Origin of the sequence: Priestia sp. FSL H7-0729, from assembly GCF_038005685.1 — a bacterium.
GTDB lineage: Bacteria > Bacillota > Bacilli > Paenibacillales > Paenibacillaceae > Paenibacillus.
Genome location: NZ_JBBOTQ010000001.1, coordinates 1 through 15919, shown reverse-complemented (window position 1 = coordinate 15919; position 15919 = coordinate 1). Strand labels below are relative to the sequence as shown.

Annotated in this window: 12 protein-coding genes; all 12 read right to left on the bottom strand. The window is 45.1% G+C overall.

Annotation, left to right across the window (positions count from 1 at the left end; all coding sequences use genetic code 11):
* Positions 1-73: 73 nt before the first annotated feature.
* Positions 74-1063, bottom strand: coding sequence for an ABC transporter permease (locus tag MHH93_RS00060; protein ID WP_253438348.1), 990 nt, complete (start codon positions 1061-1063; stop codon positions 74-76).
* A complete protein-coding gene (locus MHH93_RS00055; protein WP_500052021.1) occupies positions 1056-2021 on the bottom strand; it encodes an ABC transporter ATP-binding protein in 966 nt (321 codons plus the stop codon). The genes MHH93_RS00060 and MHH93_RS00055 overlap by 8 nt, the downstream gene beginning before the upstream one ends.
* On the bottom strand, positions 2022-2891 hold the full coding sequence (locus MHH93_RS00050; RefSeq protein ID WP_500053286.1) for a GDSL-type esterase/lipase family protein: 870 nt from the start codon (positions 2889-2891) through the stop codon (positions 2022-2024). It lies immediately after the preceding gene.
* Positions 2892-3183: 292 nt separating this feature from the next.
* Positions 3184-3960: a CAP domain-containing protein gene (locus tag MHH93_RS00045; RefSeq protein ID WP_500052020.1), complete on the bottom strand. Its 777-nt coding sequence runs from the start codon at positions 3958-3960 to the stop codon at positions 3184-3186.
* 259 nt (positions 3961-4219) lie between these two features.
* A complete protein-coding gene (locus tag MHH93_RS00040) occupies positions 4220-4678 on the bottom strand; it encodes a GNAT family N-acetyltransferase (RefSeq protein ID WP_253438357.1) in 459 nt (152 codons plus the stop codon).
* Positions 4668-5855 carry a formate-dependent phosphoribosylglycinamide formyltransferase gene (purT, locus tag MHH93_RS00035; protein ID WP_500052019.1) on the bottom strand — a complete coding sequence of 396 codons (1188 nt, stop codon included), beginning with the start codon at positions 5853-5855 and terminating at the stop codon, positions 4668-4670. The genes MHH93_RS00040 and purT overlap by 11 nt, the downstream gene beginning before the upstream one ends.
* Positions 5856-6107: 252 nt before the next feature.
* Positions 6108-7130: an NAD(P)/FAD-dependent oxidoreductase gene (locus MHH93_RS00030; RefSeq protein ID WP_500052017.1), complete on the bottom strand. Its 1023-nt coding sequence runs from the start codon at positions 7128-7130 to the stop codon at positions 6108-6110.
* 62 nt (positions 7131-7192) lie between these two features.
* The gene (locus tag MHH93_RS00025) at positions 7193-8182 is read right to left on the bottom strand and encodes an ABC transporter substrate-binding protein (protein WP_500052016.1); all 990 of its coding nucleotides are present in this window, start codon (positions 8180-8182) and stop codon (positions 7193-7195) included.
* A 132-nt stretch (positions 8183-8314) separates the two neighbouring features.
* Complete coding sequence (locus MHH93_RS00020; protein ID WP_500052015.1) at positions 8315-9955, bottom strand: helix-turn-helix domain-containing protein; 1641 nt, start codon at positions 9953-9955, stop codon at positions 8315-8317.
* A gap of 211 nt (positions 9956-10166) precedes the next feature.
* Positions 10167-12017 (bottom strand): ABC transporter ATP-binding protein, encoded by a 1851-nt coding sequence (locus MHH93_RS00015; RefSeq protein ID WP_500052014.1) that lies wholly within the window; start codon positions 12015-12017, stop codon positions 10167-10169.
* The gene (locus tag MHH93_RS00010) at positions 12014-13786 is read right to left on the bottom strand and encodes an ABC transporter ATP-binding protein (RefSeq protein WP_500052012.1); all 1773 of its coding nucleotides are present in this window, start codon (positions 13784-13786) and stop codon (positions 12014-12016) included. Before MHH93_RS00010 ends, MHH93_RS00015 begins: the two co-directional genes overlap by 4 nt.
* 324 nt (positions 13787-14110) lie before the next feature.
* The coding region (locus MHH93_RS00005) for a dynamin family protein (RefSeq protein ID WP_500052011.1) at positions 14111-15919 on the bottom strand (1809 nt) is incomplete at its 5' end.

Sequence of the window (15919 nt, the reverse complement as noted above, 5' to 3'; positions counted from 1 at the left end):
TGCTCCCCCTTCTTAACTTGCAACTAAAAAAATGCCTAAAATGCAAACAGATGTTTTCTTATCCTTGTCCATTTTAATTCAAGATATCCCGTTTCGTAAAGACAAGGAATGACACAATGAGTGAAGCAACGCCCCAAACACTAAGCACAATAAGGGAAAAACCTAAATTCATACCCTCGATTGGCGGCAATCCACCTGACAAATAATCAGGAAGTTCGAGGTTAACCATGAACAGATATTTCGCCGTCTGCCAAGATGCTGCCATACTGGTCAAGATTGTTCCTGCAATCAGAGCAGCCATCATAATCACAATACTTGCAGCTGTACTTCGCACAAGTACGGATACCATAAATGCAAGCATAGCCACGATTACACTCACAAACCAGATCAGTCCTGCCTGCATAAGCATATACAACCACTGGTCTACAGCATGTACTGCCGACATATCGACATCTGTTCCCACAACCTTGAATCCTGTGAAGATTGGCATGTTGAATCCTTTGTACCCAAAGACCGCACCCGATATGACATAACATATAATGTAGGCTGATACCACGATGATTGAAACAAACATAATCAGCGTAATTAATTTGCTCAGAAGCACTTTCCAACGTCTAACCGGACGTGTTAAAAGCATTTTAATCGTACCTGTGGTACGTTCACCTGAAACAAGATCTGAAGCAATGGCCATGATCAACAGTGGAATAAACAATCCAACTGCATTGTTCATGAACTCCCGTGTGAAGGTAACACCACCCGGTTCTTTGGGATTGATGTCATTTTCGAGATAATACTGCATCTGCTGGATATACACGGTTCTATATTTCTTGTACTCTTCAGGTACCCGATCGCTACCGAGCGAGTTTTGATTGTCTGTGATGGCCTGTTGCAGTTCAAGCCGCCAGTCGCCGCCAAACTTGTCACGATTATTCTCCGCAGATTTCATCTGGGCATACGTAAACATCGGTACGAGGATCGCAAGTACAATAAATATAATATAAAGCCGTTTTTTCTTCACCATCTTAATCGTTTCATTCCGGATCAGCGGCATGATATTACTCAATGGATTCACCTTCTGTCATTTTTAAGAATAGTTGTTCGAGTGTAGGCTGAATCCGCTGTACCCCTTCAACCTGAATACCAGCTTGAACCATCTGCTGCACCATATCAGGAATTCGATCTTCGTGCATCTCGGCAACCACAGCGTTGGGACCAAGACCCGCAACAATGGTATCATCCATTACATCCGCAGGTCGACTTACCAGAGCAATCCCTGCATCCAGTAACATCTTTTTGCCTTGCTCCAGTGGGGAAACATGCCATATCGCCAACTTGGAATGATCTTCAATCAGTTCGCTTACGCCTCCAACGGCAAGCACACGTCCCGCACTGATAATCGCTACTCTGTCACAGAGAAGCTGGATCTCACTTAACAAGTGACTGCTGACAAATACAGCCATCCCTTCACTTGCAAGTTGTTTAATAAAGACACGAAGTTCCTTAATTCCTTTTGGATCAAGGCCATTCGTCGGTTCATCCAGAATGAGCAGACGAGGCCGCCCAAGTAACGCTTGGGCAATACCGAGCCGCTGACGCATACCAAGTGAGTATGTTCTGACTTTATCGTGAATACGCTGATCCAATCGTACAATATCCACAACTTCCTGGATACGATCATTATCCACTCCCGGTTGCATGCGGGCAAAATGTTCCAGGTTCTCCCATCCGGTCAGATAGGTATATACCTCGGGATTTTCAACAATGGAGCCTACATACTTCAAAGCACGCTCAGGGTCTCGATTCACATCATAACCACAGACTTTAATTTTCCCTTCTGTCGGTTTGATCAGATCCACCAGCATCCGTATCGTTGTTGTTTTTCCTGCACCATTAGGACCGAGAAATCCAAAGATTTCACCAGGTTTTACGTCAAATGTAACGTCTTTAATGATCCACTTGCGTCCGATCCGCTTCTTCAGATGCTGTACTGAGAGGACGGAATCATACTGCTTCTCTGCCATTTAATTTCCGCTCCCTTCTGCCGGTGTATCTGTCTTGAATTCCTGCGCAATCCGAACTGCAATCTGCTCATAACCTTGTCCGTTGGGATGGAAATGATCTGAAGAGAGATACTCACCCAGATGATTTTCAAATAAATCGAATGTAGGGACCAGTGTCATCTTGTCCTCATTGTTCAAAATATCCAGTGCAGCATCGTTCCATGCAGCAACAACTGCATTACCTGGCTTCTCCAATTCCTTCACATCGCCAAATGGATTGTACAATCCTATGTACGCAATCTGTGCATCGGGATTGATTTCTTTGACTTTCTTCAATATCTCTTGAAGGCGTTTCGACGTTTCCGGTAAAGCCGCTGCCAGCTGCTCTGCTGTAGGCGGATCTTCCCCCTGTAGAACTTGCCCTCCCTGGAAAAGATCATTTGCGCCGATCGAGAGCAAAATAAAATTGGACTGCTGTAGTACGTAACGTACGCCTTGCTCATCGAGTTTTTTCAATAAAGCATCCGTTCTCAAACCGTTTACACCCAGATTATTAAGAACCTGAACGTCATATCCTTTATCTTTAAGCAGGTTCCCTGCACGTCTCACAAAACCGAGTCCCTCATCATCCCCCGTACCTCTTGCCAGGGAATCGCCGATGACAGCCATCCGAATCTTCCCATCTTCCACGACAGCGGGTTCTCCTTCCTTATCCTTGGATGGAGCAGTTGCCTTCTGGCCGGTAGTTAACGCTGAATCTCCCTCGGGGAAAATCACGTCTTTTATAGCGTATCCAAATCCAAATAACAACAACAAGGTTGCCAAGATGGATACTGTACTGACAGTTCTCCAGATCCATGGTGCAGAATCAAGGCTTCTTTTCTTTTTCATCATCACATCTCCGCTCATGTTACACCAGTCCGGGTGCTTAATAATTTATAATGACTTTACATTAAGGCGTGTCTGAAAATCCGCTTTCTTCGGAGTTTTCAGACACGCCTTAATGATGCTATTCCTAAATAACATAAATGTTCTGTCGTTAATTTGCAAATCTTGGCGCTATATTCGCAGAATTCGTTTTCCATATGTCATTTTACGGAAAAAAGGTTATACCATACACAGTTCCAACTGTGCTGATATAACCTTTTGATAAACAAATTTTTAATTACTTCATTATAATTGCTTATTTACCGATAAACTCTTGAGCCCAGTATCCGTTGTAGAAACCTACACCGATATGCGTAAAGTTTTTGCTCAGAATATTCGCTCGGTGTCCTGCACTATTCATCCAGGCTGTTACAACTTCCTGAGGTGTTTTTTGTCCTTTGGCAATGTTCTCACCTGCATAGCTGTAAGTTACTCCGAATTGTTTCATCATATCAAACGGAGAACCATACGTAGGTGACTGGTGATCAAAATAGTTATTGTTGCTCATATCTTTTACTTTGGCAACAGCTACTTTGTCAAGGAGAGCATCTGAAGCCAGCGCGCTCAGACCTGCTTTGGCACGTTCAGCGTTCACAAGCTTTACTACTTGCGTGGCAAAGTCAGATTGTGTGCTTTCGCTACCACTATTACTTGTGTTGTTACCTGTGTTACCCGTATTTGATGGATCTTTAGCCGGTGTAGTCGCCGGTTTTTCTTCTTGAGTTGGTTGTGCTGGTTTAGTCGGTTGCTCAGGCTTAGTTGTTGGCTTTGTAGTCGGCTCAGCAGGTTTCGTTGTTTGGTCAGGCTGTGTAGCAGGCTTCTCTACGATTTGTCCTTCGGATACCGTGTATCCATTTTGTTTGAGCCATTTCTCCAGATATGCTTTCAAGCTGTCTGTACTTGTAATTTTGTAAGTAGTGACAGTCTTATATGTTGAATCTGCAGCTGACGCGGAAGCAGGAAGCATTACACCTACGGCCAGTACGGCTGTCAGACTACTCGTTACGACAGTTTTCATCCATTTCTTTTTCAAATTCATTCATCTCCTTAAGATTAATTATTACAACTTTGTAATTAATACTCTAGCAGTATATCAATTCAACAGGAGATTGTGAACCTATAAAATATGGAAAAGTAACTTTTTTGTCATTTTCTAGCCATAAAAAAAAAGACATTCAGACTAAAATGCTAGTCGAATGCCGCTTCACCATCTATTTATCAGTCACTACATCAGAACGTGCAGATCAGGATATCATGAGAATTTCCATGCAATAGAAGAAACTTATTTTATACTACAGAAGAACTTTACTGAACCGATAGCCTCTCTTCTGAAAACCAATGTGCTCATAAAAAGAGTACGTTGTTGAAGTTACTTCACGGTTCGCACCCGTGACAAACAGTTGTTTACCACCTTGCTGTCTGCCCCAATCTTCGGCACGAGCCATCAGACGACGGCCAATACCACCGCCACGATGTTCTTGACCTACAATAAGGGAAGTAATTTGTGCGGCAGGTTCTGGATAGGCATGACTTTGCACACATTGCAAGCCAATCACACCAATAATTTGTTCATCCACTTCGGCAACAAGCATGCATGCATTTGGGTTGGTTTCCAAACATTCAATGCGTTCTTTCATAACATTGGCTGTTGTCGGATAGCTGACCTCTCGCATCAGTCCCGTTACCGCTTCAGCATCTCGCAGTTCACACTCTCGGATCATCAGTACAGGGGCCTCAACATTATTGGACATGATTTACCTCCACTTTCAGCATATTAGCGGCTTGTACCGCTGTTTTACGAGCTTCTTCCACATCTTGACCAGCACTTAGCGCTACAGCCATTCGGCGTCCTACTTTGGTCTCAGGTTTGCCAAATACACGAATCTGAGTACGAGGAAGAGCCAACGCCTCTTCAATCCCGCTTATAGTAAAGTCAGATGTTTCCTCATTAGCCTTCAGCGTTGCTGAAGCTCCCGGTGTCAACAGATGTACATCCGTGACCGGAAAACCAAGAATTGCACGTACATGCAGCGCAAACTCGGAACTGTCTTGCGTCACCATTGTAACCATACCTGTGTCATGTGGACGAGGAGATACCTCGCTGAACACAACACCATCCGGAGTCAGAAACAATTCCACTCCAAACAGTCCATAGCCGCCGAGTTCATCCGTAACGGATTTGGCAATATGACAAGCCTGCTGCCATTGCTCCGGAGTCATTGCATGAGGTTGCCAGGATTCGACATAATCCCCGTCCTTCTGAATGTGACCAATCGGAGGACAAAATACGGTGCCTGATACAGACCTAACGGTGAGTAATGTAATCTCACTGTCAAATTGCACAAAGCTCTCCACGATAACACGAACGGATTTGCCACGAGCCCCCGAAAGAGCAATATTCCAGCAATCCTCTACGTCGCCCGGTGTTCGGCATACACTCTGCCCTTTGCCGGAAGAACTCATCAATGGTTTAATGACACAAGGTGTGCCAAGCTTACGTACGGCTTCCTGAAGTTGTTCCAGGTTGTCCGCAAAAAGGTAATCAGCTGTCGGAAGTTTCAATTGTTCGGCTGCAAGACGACGGATGCCTTCGCGATCCATCGTTAGACGTGCAGCTCGGGCAGTAGGTACTACACAAAATCCTTCTTCCTCTAGCTCCAGTAGTGCTTCTGTTGCAATAGCTTCAATCTCAGGTACGATGTAATGAGGTTTTTCTTTACGGATCAACTGTTTCAAAGCTTCGGCATCCAGCATGTCGATGCAGTATGACCGGTGTGCGACCTGCATTGCAGGTGCGTTCTCATAACGATCAACAGCGATCGTCTCTACTCCCAGTCGCCCAGCCTCAATAACGACCTCTTTTCCCAATTCTCCACTGCCTAATAGCAGCATTTTTTTGGCTTGAGCCGTATAAGGAGCACCCCACATGTTCTTTCCAATCCTCCCAAAGAGAAATCTTCTATATCTGTCTCTCTATTTTCGGGGTTTTGGTTAAAGATTGCAAGAGTGTCCCCTATTTTTCTTGTGAATTTTACAAGATTTTTTGTGTTTTTTCGATCAAATTTTACAATTACCGCTCACAGATTCGATACTCTTTCCATTCCTCCCAGAATTAAGGAAATGTTAAATGAGTATATTTTAATACTCCGACAAATCTGGACAAGCAAACAAATCCCAAGTCTATGAACTTGGGATTTGCCGATTTTTTTCTCTGAAGATTTCATTATGCGAGGAAACATAAGCCATTTTGGGTGCATCTGGCTTCAGATATTGCTTCGCACTATTGACTGCCACTATTGCGTCATTGAAGGCACCTGCAATGAGTCTCACTTTGCTCTCGTGGGTCGAACAGTCCCCTGCTGCAAAAACACCTGGGAGGCTCGTCTCTGCTTGGTGGCTCATTAGAACCATTCCATCGTCCATCTTCAGCCCACAGCTGGCCAGATCACTTAAATTACTTTTATATCCATGACTAATGACGACATCATCCACTTCCAACACCACATTGTTCTGACTTTCCTTATGTGTAATCACAACCTTGCGGATGTTTAGACCATCACCATGAAGCTGCGTGATGCTATATGGTGTTCTCACATCCGTTATATTGTGCATCTCGCTTACATTTCGTTCCATTGCGCGGAACTCCTTATTCCGATGGATTACGACTACGCTGCGAGCTATTTTAGCAAGTTCAATTGCCCAGTCTACAGCACTGTTACCTCCACCTGAAATGAGTACGCGCTTCCCGGAAAAATGTTCTGGATTTTGTACGGTGTAATGAAGGTTCTCATAATTACATTCAACTGGCTCCTGAAGCACCAATTTCTGAATTTCTGCGATACCGCGGCCTACTGCAACAATGATTGTACGCGTATAGTGTATCTCGCCTTCAGCAGTATACAGAGCCAACATTTCGTTATCCAGCCTGGCGAACCGATCTACTTTGCAATTCAATTCAACCGTTGGATTAAAGGTATTCGCCTGCTGAACCAGATACTCAATCAACTTTGAACACTTCATTGGTGGCAGGCCACCCACATCCCAAATGGTTTTTTCGGAATAAGTATGCAGAAAACCACCAAGTTGGTCTTTGCCTTCAACGATCTTAACTCTCATATCACGCATCCCGGCATAAAAAGCCGCATATAATCCGGCTGGACCGCCTCCGATGATAGTCAAGTCATAGATATCTTCCTTATTCATTTTGGACACATCCTGTTATTTAGTTGTGAAATCAGAGATACGTGTAACATGAATCGTTTGCCTTATTTATTTTTCTCTTCAAAGACAGCTACAATGTCATCAATAACATACTCGTCGGCCAGTGGAGACATCCCCAGATTGAGCCATTCCTTACCACCAACCATGTACACATGATTATTTTTGACTGCTTTCAGATTTTTCCATAGTGAAGTTGCCAACATCTCTTCAAATTTCTTTTTAATTTCAGGATTCTTATCGTCATCCAGTTGAACGATCAAGTGATCTGCATCGTATTCAGGCAACACTTCCATGGATACCGACATGGCAACTTGATCTTTCGGGAAATTCGGGAGCGGATTCATACCCAGTCGTTTGTGCACGAAGTTTCCACGGTCAAGGTTCTCCCCGTGGAGAACAATTTCTTTTTCCATGACTCGAATATAGAGAACTGTTTCTTCTCCAATCATCTCGTTTAATTTGTCAGCTGCAACTTTTTCCTTTGCCACCAAATCTTCAATAACCTTTTCTGCCTGTTTTTCTTTGTCCAGAATTTTGGCAATATCACGCAATTCGTCCCGCCAATCATCACGTTGTGGAAGAAGTACAGTGGGTGCAATCAGAGCAAGCTGATCATAATCCTTTTCGGACCACCAGTCAGGAGCTATAATTAAATCAGGCGTTGTCTCCATAATCGCTTCAAAATTCGGCGTTCGTGCGATGCCCATTTTCATGGTATTCGCGAATGGCACTTCCAAATAAGAAGGTTGATCCTCATGATAGTTCTGCACAGCAACAGGTACGATGCCAAGTGCATACAAAAACTCCGGATATACAAGGGATAGGCCCACTACTCTTTGTGGTTCAACCGGAATTTCAATTTCTCCCATCTTAGTAGTCACTTTTTTTACTTGGTTTGTTTCTGATGTGGACGTATTGGCAGAACCAGTCTTTTGACCTTCGCTCGTAGCCTCATCTTGCCCCGCTGCACCACAAGCCGAAATAATAAGCACCAACATCATGGTGCATAGTACCGTTAACCATCTGAATCTCATTCTTTATGTACCCCCTATATGGCATGTAGTTATGACAACATCTAATTAATAATAATTATCATTATCATTATGATATAGGAGTAAGTATATTAAAATATGTTCAGGTATGATATTGACTATTCAGACTTTTTGCTATGGACGATCTTGCCATAGCTTTAAAATTTCATCCAACATAAGCTCATGGGTAAACGCCGTGTAGTCCAGCAGGACGCTCGACAAAAGGACATCTATTCTGCCATTCTGTACCGCTAACAGCTCAAGCCATTCTTCAGACTTACGCACAACAGACCATGTATGCCTGGATGCCTCATCATCACCCGCAATCAGTAATATTCTTTCAACGTTAAGAACAGACAACTCCTTAATGCTCACTGTTCCCCGTTCCCAATAAATTTCAATTCCTTCGGGACCTTCCATTTGCATATCAACGTAAAAAACGGAAGCAATGCTCCTTGGGCCTAACAATTGCAACTCTTCGCCATAAAATTTGAGTACAACTAGCTTGTCTTTTCGTATGAAATCCGCAAGCTGATTCTTTATGACCGTTGCTTTCTCTTCATATCTTTGTAGCCATACCTCTGCAATATCCGACCTGTTCAAAAAGCTTGCAACAACTCTCAAATGTGCTCTCCAATCCCCTTTTTCCCACGTAAGGTCACACACAGGAGCAATGGAATGAAGCTGACTTTGCAGAGCCTCAGACTCCGTCCCAATCGTTATTATATAATCAGGCTTAACTAATTGAAGCTGTTCCAGCCAAGTGGTCTCACTCTCGGCGAGAGGCATAACTTTGTCTGTTTCGTATTTACGTCTATAGTAGTATGTCCATGGATGACTGGCTGGTGCTGCACAGGGAATGATCTGCAATGCAATCAGTATACCAATGCTCAGGGAATGAACTGCAGCAATTTTTTGTTTGCTATTACGTATAAACGCTGCTGGTGGAATGCCGGAGAACTGCTTAAATTTACGCCGGAAATACGTCTCATCCTGGTAACCCACGTAAGATGCCACATCCTTGAGTCGATAACTGTGATCATTTCTCATTAAGATCTGGGCTTGTTTAATTCGATATAGTGTTAAATAGTCCACTGGACTGTAACCATACCTTTTCTTGAATAAACGCATGAAATGTCGAGGGCTCATTCGTGCCACATTTGCTAATTCCTCAATGGTTAATCTCTTGGAATAATTTTGCTCCATGTATTCTTTGACATGTTCAATTGGTGAAGCCAGATCCGTCTTTTCTGCACGGGCTACGTCGTAAAACATGGTATACAACAATTCCTGAAAACGAATCTGACCATAGTACCTTTGCAAACCATCCTTCTTCAATGTGTGATGGTAAATCATCTGACAGATCACGCCAACAGCAACGGGTGAAGATGAGCTGACCTCGCCATTCACTTCATTACGTAAAAGTTGCTTCATCATCTCAAGGGCTGTTCCACCCTCCTGCTCCAGTGCGTACATGACATCAAAACTCATGTGATACACACCTCGTTCGTCCAACGAATGCACATTTGCCTCAACCAATTGCCCTGGGAAACCTATGTACAGCCCGCCCGTCTTTAATTCGACGAAACTGCCATCTATCTTTAACCACCCTTGTCCACTGGCTACAAATAATAACATGTATGTTTCAATGAAGTGTTTCCTTAGAAGCCACTCCGTCGCAGGATCACTCGTATAATTCACCTGGATAAGCCTGAAATTCATATGATCCAGGTGATCAAAATGCTTTGAATTTATTTCGTTGTTGTCCATCTGCATTGATCTCCCTCCAGCCATGAACGATGATATTAATTTCATTCTTCGAAAATATAACATACCACACTAACCATAAAAAAAAACACTCCGGCTATCCTCTATACCTGTCTTCAATGAATAAGATGCACTTATTATTGAAGGATCAGGCTATAGAACGCCAGAGTGTTATAAGTTCATAGGTGTTCAGACGCTTCACTGGCGTCCAAGGAGTTCATTACAAAAATCTGTATTGAGCTTCAATGAGCCCATTATAGACGCCTTGTTTTTGGATAAGCTGCTCATGGTTGCCCTCTTCTTTAATTTCACCATGATCCAGGACAATAATGTTATCTGCATTCCGGATGGTGGAGAGTCGGTGAGCGACCATAAAGGACGTTCTTCCCTGCAACAATACCTTCAGTGCTTCCTGGATTTTAAGCTCTGTCTCGGTATCAATGCTGGCAGTAGCTTCATCCAGAATCAATATGCGAGGATCGGCAAGGAGCGCACGGGCAAAGGATAACAATTGCCGTTGTCCCATGGATAATACGTTCCCTCTTTCTTCGACTTCGGTATCATATCCGCCAGGCAGCTTCATGATGAACTCATGCGCATTGACTGCTTTGGCGGCCTCTTCCACTTCTTCATTGGTTGCATCCAGTCGTCCAAATCGAATATTGTCACGAATCGTACCCGAGAAGATGAAGGTATCCTGTAATACAATACTGATCTGGCTGCGTAAACTCTCTACCGTTACATCCCGCACATCCTGTCCGTCAATGGTGAGACGTCCACCGGATATATCATAGAAACGACTGATCAGGTTGATGATCGTACTTTTACCTGAACCGGTATGACCAACGAGTGCAATTGATTGTCCCGCAGCCGCCGAGAAGCTGATTCCTTTCAGCGCCTGTCTGCCCTTCTCGTATTCGAACACCACATTTTCGAATGCGATATCCCCTTTAATAGAAGGAAGTGGCTTGGCACCTGGTTTATCCGCAATACTTGGTTTTTCATCCATGAATTCGAAGATACGCTCCGATGATGCCATCGCAACCAATAGCTGATTGTACATCTGTCCCAGACGGTTGATTGGATCCCAGAAGTTGCCGACATAGTTGGCAAACGCGACAAGTAATCCCACAGTTAACTGATCCTGTTGAATCAGATAAGCACCAAACCAGAAGAGGATCAATGTACCGAATCCGCCGGTGATCTCAATCAATGGTCCGAAGCCCTGGTTCATTGCTGATGCCCTATCCCATGACTTTTTGCTGGACAAATTCATATTGTCAAAATACTTCATGTTCTCTTTTTCCTGTGTATAAGCCTGAGTCACGCGAATCCCCTGAATGGATTCATTCAAGTGAGAGTTAATCCGGGAGTTCTTCATGCGCACATCCTGCCAGGCACGACGGATCAGCACCCGCAGTTTGGTCGAGATGATAAACATGATTGGCACCGTAATGATTACGGCAAGACCCAGTTTCCAGTTAATCAACAGCAAGATTACAATGATCCCGAGCAACTGCACGCAGTCGATCATGACGTTAACTGCACCGTTAGTGAACAGATCCTGCAGGGAGTTAATATCATTCGTCACACGCACCAGTACGGAACCTGCCGGTCTTTTGTCAAAAAAGTTAAAGGACAGCTTCTGGATATGCTTGAACAGATCCGAGCGAAGATCGTAGATAACGCGCTGTCCAATAATGTTCGTCAATTTGATCCGGTACGTATTGGCTGCCCATTGAATGAGATACAACACGAATATGGAGCCTGCGATCAGATAAAGCATCGTCATACTTGGCAGCCCTGTTGCCGGTGCGATGGCCCGGTCAATCGCCAGACTGATCAGAAAAGGTACGGATAATTTCGTAATGGTACCGAGAATCATCATTAGAATAACGAGTGGCAACAATTGTTTCGCATAAGGTTTCATGTAAGCAAATAGACGTCCGAATTCTTTCCAGTTAAACGGTTTTTCAATAATTTCATCGTCCTGATACACGAATCGTTCATTCAGTTTCTTCTCGGAGGCCCCTTTGGCCTCGCGCCTGTCTGCTATCGTTTCGGCACTCATGAATTCACCTGCTCCCCAGCCTCCCGCTTACCGCGGGCAATATAATCTGCGTATTGAATTTTATAAACATCCTGGTATGGTCCAGGTACTTCAATAAGTTCGGTATGTTTCCCACGTTGTACCACGCGACCTTCATCCAGCACCAGAATCTCATCTGCATGTCTTAGTGAAGATATCCGGTGTGCAATAATAAATGTAGTCCTACCGCGCATGACTTCCTGGAAACCGGATTGAATCTCATGTTCCGTCTCCATATCCACGGCGCTGGTTGCATCATCGAGTACCAGGATTTTCGGATTTTTCAGCAAAGCCCTTGCGATCGCAATCCGCTGTTTCTGTCCACCCGATAATCCCATGCCGCGCTCACCAACCACCGTGTCATATCCGTCCGGGAACTCCATAATGAAGTCATGAGCTTTGGCCAGCTTGGCTGCACGGATAATCTCATCCATGGTGACATTCTTAAGTCCGTAGGAAATATTATTGCGAATGCTGGATGAGAACAGGAAGGTTTCCTGGAAAACAGAAGCGATCTGACTCCGCAAACTGCGAATGCCTATATCTTTGATATTTTTTCCATCCAGCTTGATCGTACCCGAGTTGACGTTATATGCACGCATCAGGAGCTGAATGATGGTCGATTTACCTGACCCTGTGCCACCGAGGAAACCGATTACAGAACCGGGTGCAGCATCAAAATTAATATCGGTTACCGCTGGCATTTTGTTGCCGTAGGCAAAGGTAACGGAATCAAATGTCACATGACCATTCACTTGGTCTGCTTCCACAATGACCGGATCTTGCGTTTCTTCCACATCCACTGGCGTATTGAGCAGTTCGAGCACCCGTTCACCTGAAGCCTTGGATTGCGTATAGTTGTTGATATGGAACCCCAGATTCCACATTGGACCGATTATGTACCAGATCAAACTGAAAAAGGCAACGAGTTCACCAAGTGTCAGCGTATTCTGTATAACCATTCTTCCACCGATCACCAGCAACAGCACGATGCTCACCGAAGCAAGTATCTCCATGATCGGAAAATAACGACTCCACAAGGTTGCGGCATGAATCTGATTCGTCTTGTAACGCTCATTGCGTGTGGAGAATTTCTCCACTTCATAAGGCTCACGTGCAAAGGATTTTACCGTACGCACGCCAGTAATATTCTCCTGTACCGCTGTCGTCAGTGAACTGAGCGCCAGCCGCATCTCCTGAAACGCAGGGTGAATTTTGGATTCGAATCTCAGCGCAACGAAGGCAAGTAATGGGATGCATATGAGCGTGAACAGTGTAAGCTGCCAACTCATGGTCATCATCATGATTGCGCCGAATACGACCATCAAAACCATGTTGAGAATCTGGGCGAAACCAAATCCGATAAAGTTACGGATGGCTTCCAAATCTCCCGTGAGGCGGGACATCAGATCACCTGTCTTGGCCGTATCATAATAACGGAAGGATAAGAATTGAAGCTTTTCATAACATGCGTTACGAAGTCTGTACGCCAGGAAGTTACCCAAGCGTCCTCCAAAAAATCCATGTAAAAACTGCATTCCCGCTTTCAAAATCACTACACCTAACACAGTCAAGGCAATTATGGGAACGTCTTCAAAAGTGCGCGGAACAATAATATCATCAATCAGTATCCTCAGCATGTACGGATACACCAACCCAAGTGCGGTCGCTAAGGCGAGGAACAAGATTGATACAAATAAATACGTTCGCTTTTCCCAAAAAAAGGTTTGCAGTTGCCTAAGAACATCCATGTTTCTCCTCCTCTTATGTCGTTCAAAAATACTATGAACATTTATGAAGTTTATCACCGTACCCCATTCGCGGCAAAGCGAATAACAGACCATATTCTGCCTGCTTTCAGCTTATTGACGCATTAACGAAGGTAAATACCCACCTTTCAATCAAATGTTTGAATATTCTCTTTATTTCAGGTTGTTCGTACCAAAAAAAGGCTCCCTATATGCCTTTTCGGCAGGGGCCTTTTTGAGGTTAGTTTCACAACATTTTCAATGTGTTGCTGTATCCATCATTTCTTTTTACAAAGACTTCCAGAGAATACGCGTTATACCGTGATTTTAACGGTGTTCAATCTGTTCCAGTTGGTTGGACAAGCTGGTCCATTGCTCCGCCGGAATTCCGCTTTCCAGTGTATCTTGAATTCCGCTCACCGCCTCGTCCAGACGTTCTTCCAATTGACGGGATTGGTGTTGCAATGACTGACATAGCTGGTTGTCATAAAACTGAATCAGTTTGTCTTGCGCAGCAGGAAGAACTTCAATGATCATCTGTTTGAGGACCGGATCAAGTGCCTCCTGTAACCGCTGACGCCCATCTCCTTCGAAGAACTGTTTCGGATTGCGGAAATAATTCAAATAGCTTTTCCATCCAGACGGTTCTTCCAGACGAACTTCTTCAAGCACAGGTGTACTCCAGCGTTCGGTCAGTGGCAGTGACACATCCACGCCCCCTGATAACTGTCTCACCTCATCTATACAATCCGTAACTTGCTTCGTCAGCCAAGTCTGACCTGCCTGTTCAAGTCTGAGGGTGGTCGCGAGCAATTCCTGCTCCAGCTCAATCGCAATCATACGTAACAGCTCACGTCCACACGCTGCAAAAGCAGTCTTCAGGTTGCCCTGATCCTCCCGAAGTACGGATGGATGGAATGCTTCTGCCATGAATAGGCCAAGGCGGTAGGCAAGTCGCTGCCGCACATGGAAGAGCAGTTCTGCTGTTTCCTGTGACAACTCTTCCTTCATGGAGCGTGCTGCAAGTTGCTGTATACGCTGGCGTGACTGTCCCTGGATGGTCTCCAGTTCATCCCTCCGCTGCTGCAATGCTTCTTCTCCCTGAGCTGCATCCTCCGCGCGTTTCTTCAGCCGCTGAATGACACGTGCCATCTCTTCGGAAGCACCACCTACGGCAAGATCAGCTAATTCTCTGCCTGCAAATTGGTTGAACTCTTCCTCAAAACGGATAAAGCCGGATTGCTCAAGCAGCTTCGAATCACCTGCCATCTTGCCTTCCATCGCCAGTATGCTGGATACCGGGAAGAGTCGTGGTGCCCGAATTCCATTACTGCGCAATTGGGTGCTCACATGATCGAGAACCTGCTCCAATTCTTTTTCAGAGGAAGACAGGTCGCTGGCATTCACGACAAAGAACATCTGATCCATGGCAGAACTATCTTTGACACGTCCCAACTGATTCAGGAATTGGCGATCCCCTTGGGAGAAAGCGTGGTTGTAATACGTTACAAAAATGAGGGCATCCGCATTCTTCATATAATTGAAGGTTACACCCGTATGACGAGCATTGACAGAGTCAGCTCCTGGTGTGTCGACCAGTACAATACCCTGTTCCGTTACGTCGCAACTGTAGTAGAGATCGATACTATCTACAAAGCAGGACTTCTTCTCGTTTGCGACAAAGTTACGATAACCGTCCAGATCCACCAGCACATCCTGACCTAGCTGGTCCGCTGTTTCTTCCCAGCCGGCTGCTGCCGCCTGCAAAAAGCTGTAATGCGGACGTCCCGCGGGGTGCACATCCTGTGGTGAGAGGGAACGTACTCGCTTCTGCCACTCGGTTCCAGGCTCACCCAGTCCAAGCAAACGGAAGGAATAGGCGAGGTCTTCCTGGAAGGCGTCCCGGGTCTTCATACGGACCCTGGCTGTTCCATGCTCCGCTCCCCCGGCAGGAGCCATGATCCGGTTAATCGCCGCTGTTGTTGGATGCGGCGAGACGGGTAATACAGCTTCGCCCAGCAACGCGTTGGCGAAGGAGGATTTGCCGGCGCTGAATGCTCCGAACAGCGCCAGAGTGAACGTGCCGCCCGCAAGCGAAGCCGCGCGTGCACGCAGATCCCGTACCGCCGACCCCAT

Bases quoted from the DNA above. Each gene is read 5' to 3' on its own strand.
- MHH93_RS00055 (WP_500052021.1), bottom strand. From the start codon at position 2,021: ATGGCAGAGAAGCAGTATGATTCCGTCCTCTCAGTACAGCATCTGAAG.
- MHH93_RS00050 (WP_500053286.1), bottom strand. From the start codon at position 2,891: ATGAAAAAGAAAAGAAGCCTTGATTCTGCACCATGGATCTGGAGAACT.
- MHH93_RS00040 (WP_253438357.1), bottom strand. From the start codon at position 4,678: ATGTCCAATAATGTTGAGGCCCCTGTACTGATGATCCGAGAGTGTGAA.
- purT (WP_500052019.1), bottom strand. From the start codon at position 5,855: ATGTGGGGTGCTCCTTATACGGCTCAAGCCAAAAAAATGCTGCTATTA.
- MHH93_RS00030 (WP_500052017.1), bottom strand. From the start codon at position 7,130: ATGAATAAGGAAGATATCTATGACTTGACTATCATCGGAGGCGGTCCA.
- MHH93_RS00025 (WP_500052016.1), bottom strand. From the start codon at position 8,182: ATGAGATTCAGATGGTTAACGGTACTATGCACCATGATGTTGGTGCTT.
- MHH93_RS00020 (WP_500052015.1), bottom strand. From the start codon at position 9,955: ATGCAGATGGACAACAACGAAATAAATTCAAAGCATTTTGATCACCTG.
- MHH93_RS00015 (WP_500052014.1), bottom strand. From the start codon at position 12,017: ATGAGTGCCGAAACGATAGCAGACAGGCGCGAGGCCAAAGGGGCCTCC.
- MHH93_RS00010 (WP_500052012.1), bottom strand. From the start codon at position 13,786: ATGGATGTTCTTAGGCAACTGCAAACCTTTTTTTGGGAAAAGCGAACG.